Consider the following 9,656-nt stretch of genomic DNA (forward strand, 5'->3'; position numbering starts at 1 on the left):
GTCCGCTTGCACATCGAAGAGGCCAAAGCCTGCCCGACGCTGTCTACATTCGGACTATATCTGCGGCCGAAATCCTAGTCCTGGCGTTTACAGCCGTTCGCTGCGATTCTGGGCGAGCCTGATGTAGGCTTCCGCAAACTTGGCTCCCGATTCCATGCCCCGGAAACGATGCATTTCCGTGTGAAGGCCATAGAAGTCGTCGGGGTTCTGGCTTTTGTGCGAGTAACACGCCTCACGCTTCTTGCTCTCAACCGACGTGATGTCGACATAGTGCGTGGCGTGGAAGTGCTGCGACTGATGGCCGGACTCTACTTCGTAGTAATAGAGCGTGAATTCGCGTCCCGAGGCCAACCACGCATCGTAGACGAGGAGGGATGCCGCACGGTGGTCCCGGTGGGTGTCGATTGGCCAGTGCGTGAGAACAAGGTCCGGTTTCTCTTCATCGAGAATCCTTCGAATCGTCTCGTAGTGCTTGCCGCTCACTTCGGCAGCACCGTCGATTTGTCCCGCGAAGACTGGCCGTGCGCCTAGGATCTTGCACGCCGCTTCTGCCTCGGCGGTGCGTATCGCAGCCGCTTCATCGTCCGTCTTGCCCGCGATGCCCGCCTCGCCACGCGTCAAGTAGAGATTGACGACTTCGTGACCTGCTGCTGCATAGAGCGCGATCAATCCACCGCAACCGCTTTCCGGGTCGTCCGGGTGTCCGCCGGCAACCACAACTTTCAGCTTCCTGTCGGGCGAAGCCTGCGCTTCGGCAGTGAGCGGAAGAACGCTCGCACCTGCGATAGCAGCGACCTGAATTGCTTCTCGCCGCGAGATTGTGTCCATGACCGATAATCTCCTATGCACAGAATTGACCATAGGAAGCTTATCCGTACAGCGGGGCCTTTTCCAGTAGATTGAGATATTTCAGGGATTTCTTGGGAACCGTCATCTGAATTCGGGGTTACAGATTCAGTCAGCTCTTTGTATTGGAAGGCGACTGGACAACGTAGGGCTTTCATCATGGCGCGTATCCAATTGATCAAGATCGTTTTGACTGCTTGTATCGCAGTATCGGTTGTTCACAGCGACGAGTCCGACAGGAGAGAGTGGACTGTCGACGGTGTGAAGCGCGAAGCGTTGGTTGTGCCGCCAGCCATGCAGGCCGGTACTCCGGCCCCCGTGGTATTCGCATTCCATGGACACGGTGGTTCCATGCAAAATTCAGCCCGTAAGTTCAATATGGAGAATTTGTGGCCGGAGGCACTTTTGGTTTGCATGCAAGGTCTGAACACACCGGGTAAGTTCGACCCGAGCGGCGAAAGAGCGGGGTGGCAAAAGTATGTCGGTGACCAAGGCGATCGGGATTTGAAGTTCTTCGATCAGGTGCTTGCTACGTTGAAAAAGGAATACTCGATCGACGAGAAGCGGGTCTACGCAACAGGCCATTCAAATGGCGGCGGATTCACATACGTGTTGTGGGCGGCTCGCGGGGATGTCTTCGCAGCCGTGGCCCCTTCGGCGGGTGGTGCAGGAGGCAAGATCGCCGCGTTGAGACCGTTACCAGCTATGCATATCGCAGGCGAGAATGATGAGCGTGTTCCCTACGAGACGCAGAAGCGCGCGATGGCCGCCATCAGGACACTCAACGGGTGCAAGGATGAAGGGGAACCGTGGGCAACCGCAGGCACGCTTGTGGGCACACTCTACTCTTCCGATTCAGGGACGCCGTTTGTTTCGGTGGTCTATCCCGGGGGCCACGCCTTTCCCTCCGAAGCTCCTGATCTCATCGTGAAATTCTTCAAGAATCACACCAAGAAGTAGACTCCTTCTTCGTGGGGTGGGGGTGATTTTGAAGTCGCCTGCCAGGAAGACCTATCGTATCGATCGAAGGTTGGCGCAAGGTCTAGCTCCTGGAGGGCATATCCATGTCGGGCAATGGTGTAAATCCGAGCACTCGGTATCCGGTATCCTCATTTAGTGAAGGCCGGGAAGAAGCATCCACTCGCCGAAAGAAGTTCCCTTACCGCTTTCCCCGGGATACTCGTCACATGGGGGGGAAGTTCACGGTGCAGGAAAACGCGCGCCGGCTGTTGCGGTTCTTCTATTTTGAACGTAGGCTTTCGCATGCTTTGGGATCATGGACTCTTGCCATTCCAGAGTTCGAGGTAAAGCTCGAGACGGGGCGGCACATCTTCTATCACGCCGATGCAGCCAATACGTTGCGTACGCGACTGAATGAGCAGGAACTGAGCCTCAAGACAATCGATTCCTTTCGAGACGCGGATATCGATCGTTTCATCGAGGAGATGCTCTCCGCGGCCGATACGCCGGAACTGCTGGTGGGTGCGCATCAGGTTGCTGGTCGCGCGTTGACCAAGGCGTATCAGCACCATATCGACGATACATGTCCGGTTGCGGATGCGCCGACGATTCGCGCCCTCAAGCGAATTCTTGTTGACTACGAACCGATGCTGACGTGGGCTGATGCTGCGTTAGGGGCCTATGTCGACGGCGGCGTGAATGAGGAGCGTCTAGCGGCATGGCGTTGGCATCTTCAGGACCTCTTGAAAAGCATCGGAGGCGTAACCGGAGCAGACCCGCGAACGCAACCGCCGGTGTCGCTCCGAAGTGTTGACAAGCCATACGAGCGCAACACGGTACCCCAACGCGATTCACGTTTTACCACCTTTCACCACACCGGTGACTACGATGTAGCCGATCCGGAGCCCCGTTTCCCGAAAGACAGCTACGAGGCGCTGCGCTTGCGATTCATCCGCACGCAACGTGACGAGGTCGATGCGATTGAAGCGTTCGGCACCTTCCTGTGGGACATTCGATTCAAAGACTTCAAGGCCGAGTATGATCTGGCACGAATAACGTGGGATGAAGCGCGTCATACCGAGATCGGGCACCGGTCGATGCTCGCGAGCGGCTACGACCCCTTCGAGTTGCCCAACCGCTTGACCGGTTCCACGTGTCGCGGGCCGATGGAACCTGCGTTTGCCATGGCCGAGATCAATCTATTCGGCGAGGTTGGTGTGTTGAAGACAATCAATCAACTGGTCGATAAAGCGCGCGAGGAGAACGACACACTTCTCAGTCATATCGCAGATTTCATTCGGTCCGACGAGCGCACCCACGTCAAGAAGGGGCAGCATATCCTCGGTGTCATGACTGACCTCGGCAATCAGGAACTTGAACTGCGGACTCGTGAGCTTTTCACCGAATGCCTTATCAGTCTTGGGGCCATCACGTCAGACATGGACCTTTTTACCGTGTCACGCGAGGATCTTGAACACCTCGTAGGCGAATAGACTCTCAATCCTCAGACTCATGGGCGCCGGGAGTCACATCAACGTGAACTCCTATCATGCGGAGCGGCTTTCCCGTGGAGTCTCTCTGGATCGAAGCCTTGCAGAGAATCTTGCGGTACGAGCCGTCTTTGTGCAGCATCCGGTAGAGCGCAGACAGCGGCGTGCGCAGTGATGATCTCGACCACTCTTGCATGGTCGCTACGACTGACTCGCGATCCTCGGGATGCAGAAGCGCTTTCCACGATTCGCGATGATTGGTGACTTCCGTTTCGTCGTATCCGAGCTGCAACTTCCACTCAGCGGAATAGTAGGCCTCTCCCGTTTGAAGGTCCCACTCCCAATACCCAATGCTGAGAGCGCGCAACGTGAAATCGAGCTGCACCCGGGTTTGATGCAAGGATTCCTCGGCGATTCTTCTGTCCGTGATGTCGGTATGTACAACCACTGCCCCAGAAAAGCCTTCGCCAATGGGTGTTACGGAAATGATGAACCATCGTTGCTCTTCGGGGGAGTGACACGGGTACTCCATGGAGAAGGAATCAATGGCGCCATCTAGAATGCCTTGAATTCCTTCCAGCGCCATTCGCGCCTGCCTGTCTCCACAGTCTGCGGCTTTAGCGCATACATCAAGGTAGTTTGTGCCCGGTCCGACATCGGCAGTATCGATGGGGCCGTTCTTCTCCGCAAAACGTACCCACGCATCATTGACAGTAAGGATGACGCCATTTTGATCGAGCACAGCAATGTGTTCGGTCAACGCGTCGAGGATTGCCCTGTTGAAGGTCTGCGACCGTATAAGTTCGCGTTCTGCTTGTGCTTTCATCTCGAATAGGCTGCCCCTATCGATAGCGACCTGAAGGCAGCGCGGCAGACGCTCAAGATATCCGGGTTGCTTGGGAAGATAGCCACTTGCCCCAATTCTCATCGCTTCGAGCGCTACCCATTCCGTATCCGGCCCTGTCAGCAACAGAATAGGCGTGCCCGGCAGGGCCGATTGAATCCGCGCGACGGCTTGTGTCCCTTGGAAGTCGAACACGGGCAGGTTGACGAGCACGGCAGCATAATCGGGCTGAAGGAGATAGGTCTCGAAATCGCCGAGCGTCTTCGCCTCCACGAGTTCGAATTCTTCAGAGCATGATCCGAGGGCAATACCCACTTTCTCAGAGTCTGAGGCGGAATCGTTTACAAATAACACGTGATACGGGGTCTGCATTGGCGCTCTCCCGTTATTGGCTTATTCAAGACCTTGCTGCGATACTACTCTGACCTGTTTCTGGTGACACGATTGCATATGAACTATTCAATTCGCAACTCTGGATTGGACTTCACGCGAACCTAAACGCTTGTATCGGGTAGCGCACGCGCTACCGCGATTTGCGGCTGTGAACAAGCCACGTCTCCACGTGCAGAACGTGTTCGCGAGGACTCCTTATACATCACCTCAACGTTTCGCCCGTTAGCCGCTTTCGCGGGCGCTTTGAGGAAGGATGCAAATTGCGGACTACGGCAGGGATACCGTTGTCCCTACAGCGGGCAAGTGAAACGGGACCAAAGCACCCTCTTGGCACTGCAAGAAGAGATAGGATGGGTCTTCGAGCGGCGTGTCGAATTGAAAGACGGCCTCGCCGGGATTGCCTTCGGGAAGCAATGCGGGAATCTCGATAGTAACACCCTCCAAATGGACCGCGTCGCCTTGATGGAATGGTTTCGCCATGCTTCGCAACACGGGACGCGGTTCGTATCCACCGGCAGGCTTCACCGCCAAGGTGCGTTCATCTTTGCGCAATACGGCCATTGGCGGCGACTTGAATGAAAACGCCTCGGGATTGGGAGCAAGCGTGCGGACACGTTTGGGGCCTGCAATGCCATCATTGCTGAGGATTACCGGGAAATACATGGCGTAGAAGTGGGAGGGAGGATTTACAAGGACTACGGTTTTGTCCTCGAAAGACCATTCCTTCTCCGCAGTACGAATGGTTTGAACAACCTGATCCATAACGACGGGACTGTATGACCGAATGGGCATGGCGACGGCCGCAATCGGCAGATGAATGATGAGAAGCAACCACGCGACGGCCTTTCGGATCTTCCAGACGCCACCCCTGGTTACTGAGAGAGTTGGGACTTTGCTCCCAGCAAACATGTGTACAAGGAACTGCGAAATCAGTCCGAAGGCGCCCAATCCGACAAAGAAGAGTAACCGGTCCTGGGGCAACGTGGAGCATACGGGAATTGCCGATCCGAACATGCCCAGAGCCCAGAATCGAGATTTCTTATCGCGCCACACCACCGGAACCACGGCAGTGGCAAGCGCAATGAGGACTAAGGATGCTGCAACACTCATCCAATGCACCGCGCGTATGGACATCGACGCATACAAGTCCGAAGGTGGCAGACCCCATTGCCCGAGCAACAAGAAGGGGAGACGCTCCGCGGCGGCATCTAGGAATCGTATCGGCTCTTTTCCCGGGTCTATGTAGAGATCGAGTCCCCAACTACCCATGCCGAGGAGTTTGTAAAGGACTTGCCAAACCGCCATAACCGCGACATATGGTGATAACGTGGCGAGTTGGGCGGCATAAGCCTTCACGCGACTGCCCGCGACGGGCTGTTCAAGGAACAGCGCATAACCTAACAGGTAAGGCACGACTGCCAGAGACGCTTCCGCGGAGAGCATGGCAATGGCAAGTAATATGGGCGCCAGGAACGCCGCGCGTGAAGATCCCTCGCGGCGCCAAGCGTCGTGAGCGATGAGTGCGAGTATGCCGAACAGCGCCGACAGTACCGCATTGCGATTGGCCAGCCAGCCCACGGCCCATCCGTGCGCATCGTCGAGCGCAAACATGAGGGCGGCGAGGGCGGCCACAAGCGTCGCGCCGTGAATGCGGCGGTAGAGTACCGCCCCCGCGGCAACCATGGCCGCGAACCACGCGAGGCTTTGCACGTGCATATAGAAAGGATGGTCAAACCAGAGCAGGAAATCGGCCCAGTGCGTCAGAACGCCAATGGGACGCCAGGGTTGCGTGCAAGAATCCAGCGCGTGCCACCACGGAAAGAAGCCGTAGTCCATGAAACGTTGCGTGCGCTCGGTATCGCCGTTGGCGAATGTGAACTGATCCCAGAAGGTGGTGTAGAGACCTGGATAGCCTGGGAAGCCTCGAAACATCATGCGGTGCCAGTAGTCATCCAGTTGGAAACCGACGAATAGGGAAGGGGTGGCGAGAATTGAAGCGAGTAGGGCCAGTTTCCACGGAAGACTGCGCGAGGCAGAGTGCTTTTCAAGCCACGTCATCCACTTTTGAACTGCCGGTGGAGTCATGCTTGGTTGGCGTGCGGCGTCCGAAAACGCGGCGGAATCTCCGTGACGGTTGCAAGCAGACGTTTGTCCGAATCGAGCACGACCTTGGTGCGCCCGAAGAGGTCCAGTCCCGGTTTGGATTGAAGGAGGTGCTCGACCTCCGTTCCTGGGCCAAACTGAAAGAACGCCTGCGACTGATACCCATGATCGGTGCCATTCTCTTCAAGGATCCGACCGAATGGTTTGCGGGCCTTCTGTATCTCCGAGCGCACGCGTTTCTCGAACCGGTCGAGGTAGGCCTCGATACTTGCAAACAGAAGCGGTTTGCGCGACTTGGAGTTCTTCAGGAGAACGAGTCTGCGGTAGTACTGTTCCGTGTGGTCCATGGCGACCAATTCGATATGTATAGGACCGCCAAAGACGGACTCGAGGTGTTTGGTCATGCTTCCCGAGGCTTGAAAGTAGATGGCGATATCGGGAGGTAGCTGCTCGAACGTCGCGGGCGCAAACACTGGGGTCCGCCAGCCTTTGACGACAAACAGATCGTTGAGCGGTTTCAGCTCAGGTGTATCCAGAACAGCGACCACCGATACTCTCCTGCACGTCACACAGAAAACGCAATGCTCCGCAGCCGATTGGCAGAATGCGGAGTGCTCGGTCATCGCGAGACCTTGCCCTTACCCGCTCCTATTGTACTTCCTGCGCGCGATTTCCGCAACACGCCAATCAGACGGGACTTAGCCCTATTGATGTCCCGATGCGGCGTGGTCTTCGCGGTATCTTTGGATGCAGTATTCCAGTTTGCCTTGCGCCATGAGCAGCCGATGGACGAGTTCCCGCAAGGCCCCGTGTCCGCCGGGGGCAACGGTCACGTAGTGCGCCGCGGAACGAACCTCTTCAAGCGCATCTTTCACCGCCACGGACACGCCCACGATGTCCATTGCGTTCATGTCAATGATGTCGTCCCCAATGAACGCAATTTCTTCGAGCGAAAGGCCTTCTTGCTCCGCAATCTTCCGGCACGCCGTCGCCTTGTCGCGGGTGTTGGTGAAGCATGCGCAGCATTTCCATTGCTTGGCCAGGGTTTCCACGGCGGGAGATCCCAGCCCGGTGACAAAGGCCATCTTTCCGCCCACGTAGCGCCACAGGGCCAGACCCAATCCGTCGCGTGCGTAGAATGCCCGAAACGGGCGCCCTTCGCCGTCGTACCACATCTTCCCGTCGGTCAAAACCCCATCCACATCACTGACGATGAGCTTGATCCGGCTCATGCGTTGTTCCAATTCACTCATTGCCGCTAACCTTCCGTGAGGGCGTTGCGTACGGCGAGCACTTCACGAAGCAACTCGGGTACGGAATCCAAATAGAGACTGTTAGCCCCGTCGGACTTCGCCTCGGGGGGATTGGGGTGCACTTCGCAGAATAGCCCGTCGATGCCGTAGGCTGCCGCCGCACGTGCAAGGGGTCTCACGTATTCGCGGTTTCCGGACGAGACGCCGCCCTGCGAAGGTATCTGAACCGAATGCGTGGCGTCAAAAATAACGGAGTAGCCATACTCCGCCAGCACGCTTAACGACCTGAAATCGACGACCAGTGTGTTGTATCCGAAACTGACTCCGCGCTCCGTCAACAGGAGCTGCTTGTTTCCCGTTGAGGCCGCTTTGTCGATGACGTAGCGCATGTCCTGCGGAGAAAGAAACTGCCCTTTCTTGATGTTGACGGGCTTCATGGTGCGCGCGGCTTCCACGACCAGATCGGTCTGCCTGCACAAGAACGCGGGTATTTGAATGTAATCGAGCACCTCGGCTGCCGGACCCGCCTGCGTCGGTTCATGTATATCGCTCAAGACGGGAAGGCCCAGTTCGCGCTTGACGCGAGCGAGAATACGCAGACCTTCAGCGAGACCCGGGCCACGAAACGCGCCAATAGACGTGCGGTTTGCCTTGTCGAAGCTCGCTTTGAACACAAAGTCCACATCGAAAGCCGCTGTCATTGCTTTGAGGCGCTCGGCTATTCCCAGCGTTGCGGCTTCGGTCTCGATGATGCAGGGGCCAGCTATGAACAGAAGGCGTGAATCGCCTCGCTTAGTCTCTTCGGTCATGTTGCGCTCCGTAATTTGTGCGTAGATAGGGTTTCACCGCGCGTGCCATGTAGGTTGTTTCACGAGAATGGGATAGTCGCGACCAGTCCTTTCAGGTCGACCACGCCAAGTAGACGTCCTTCCTCATCTACGACGGGAGCTTCGCCGATTCGCTTCTCTTTAAGCACGTCCAGAACATCACTGAAACGTTGCCCCTTCTCCACGCAGATGAACGGTTGGGTCATGACTTCGCCAATCTTGCGGTTCAGGAATCCGTCGTCTTGCTCAATACCCCGCCGCAGGTCGCCGTCGGTGAACACGCCAAGGACCTTGCCCAAATCATCGACAATCATCGCCGCGCCCGCTCGCGCGCGTGTGATTTCGAAGAGCGTGTCGTGCACGCTGGTCTGCGGGGAGACCTTGGCAACCGCTTCGTTCACCCGCATTACGCATTCCACGGGAAGGGTCTTCATGCCCAGCGCCCCGCCCGGATGCAGGCGTGCGTAGTCGTCTACCTTAAACTCTCGGCGCTTCATGAGGCACAAGGCCAGCGCATCACCCAGGGCGAGCATCGCGGTGGTCGTGGCCGATGGGGCAAGTCCCAGGGGGCACGCCTCTCCGAGGTTACCAATGCTCAACACTAGCTCCGAGTGTGCAGCCAGTGTCGAGCGCGGGTTTCCCGTGATTGCGATGACACGCGCGCCAATCATACGTACGAAGGGTAGAAGTTCGGTCACTTCGCGGCTTTCGCCGGAGTTGCTGAACATTAAGAGGATATCGTCGGCATGCAGCATGCCCAAGTCCCCGTGGAGGGCCTCGGCGGGATGCATGTAAAACGACGGCGTTCCCGTGCTGGCCAGCGTGGTGGATACCTTGTGCGCAATCTGGCCCGCTTTGCCCATGCCCGACGCCACGACCCGGCCCCGGCACGCGAGCAACGCGTCCAGCACGCGCTCAAAACCTTCGTCAAGCCTATCCC

General features: G+C 57.1%; 9 protein-coding genes. 2 read left to right on the forward strand and 7 right to left on the reverse strand.

The genetic code is table 11. The annotated features are described in order from the left end of the window. Window positions 1–87: 87 nt before the first annotated feature. Window positions 88–828 carry a PIG-L family deacetylase gene (locus tag K1Y02_22710; protein ID MBX7259192.1) on the reverse strand — a complete coding sequence of 247 codons (741 nt, stop codon included), beginning with the start codon at window positions 826–828 and terminating at the stop codon, window positions 88–90. 177 nt (window positions 829–1,005) lie between these two features. Between K1Y02_22710 and K1Y02_22715 the strand changes: the two genes are divergently transcribed. After that, window positions 1,006–1,806, forward strand: coding sequence for a prolyl oligopeptidase family serine peptidase (locus tag K1Y02_22715; GenBank protein MBX7259193.1), 801 nt, complete (start codon window positions 1,006–1,008; stop codon window positions 1,804–1,806). Window positions 1,807–2,033: 227 nt separating this feature from the next. After that, window positions 2,034–3,299, forward strand: a complete 1,266-nt coding sequence (locus K1Y02_22720) for a hypothetical protein (protein MBX7259194.1) — start codon at window positions 2,034–2,036, stop codon at window positions 3,297–3,299. 4 nt (window positions 3,300–3,303) lie between these two features. Here the strand turns inward: K1Y02_22720 and K1Y02_22725 are convergent, their stop codons facing one another. From K1Y02_22725 to K1Y02_22750, 6 genes are all read right to left on the reverse strand, one after another. Beyond that, window positions 3,304–4,512 (reverse strand): PAS domain-containing protein, encoded by a 1,209-nt coding sequence (locus K1Y02_22725; GenBank protein ID MBX7259195.1) that lies wholly within the window; start codon window positions 4,510–4,512, stop codon window positions 3,304–3,306. A 288-nt stretch (window positions 4,513–4,800) separates the two neighbouring features. Then, window positions 4,801–6,591 (reverse strand): hypothetical protein, encoded by a 1,791-nt coding sequence (locus tag K1Y02_22730; GenBank protein MBX7259196.1) that lies wholly within the window; start codon window positions 6,589–6,591, stop codon window positions 4,801–4,803. 23 nt (window positions 6,592–6,614) lie between these two features. Continuing rightward, window positions 6,615–7,184 carry a hypothetical protein gene (locus K1Y02_22735; GenBank protein MBX7259197.1) on the reverse strand — a complete coding sequence of 190 codons (570 nt, stop codon included), beginning with the start codon at window positions 7,182–7,184 and terminating at the stop codon, window positions 6,615–6,617. A gap of 156 nt (window positions 7,185–7,340) precedes the next feature. Then, complete coding sequence (locus K1Y02_22740) at window positions 7,341–7,889, reverse strand: HAD hydrolase family protein (GenBank protein MBX7259198.1); 549 nt, start codon at window positions 7,887–7,889, stop codon at window positions 7,341–7,343. 5 nt (window positions 7,890–7,894) lie between these two features. Continuing rightward, window positions 7,895–8,698 (reverse strand): 3-deoxy-8-phosphooctulonate synthase, encoded by an 804-nt coding sequence (kdsA, locus tag K1Y02_22745; protein MBX7259199.1) that lies wholly within the window; start codon window positions 8,696–8,698, stop codon window positions 7,895–7,897. A 59-nt stretch (window positions 8,699–8,757) separates the two neighbouring features. Then, window positions 8,758–9,656: KpsF/GutQ family sugar-phosphate isomerase (locus K1Y02_22750; protein MBX7259200.1), on the reverse strand; the 899-nt coding region annotated here is incomplete at its 5' end.

This window comes from Candidatus Hydrogenedentota bacterium, assembly GCA_019695095.1.
Lineage (GTDB): Bacteria > Hydrogenedentota > Hydrogenedentia > Hydrogenedentales > SLHB01 > JAIBAQ01.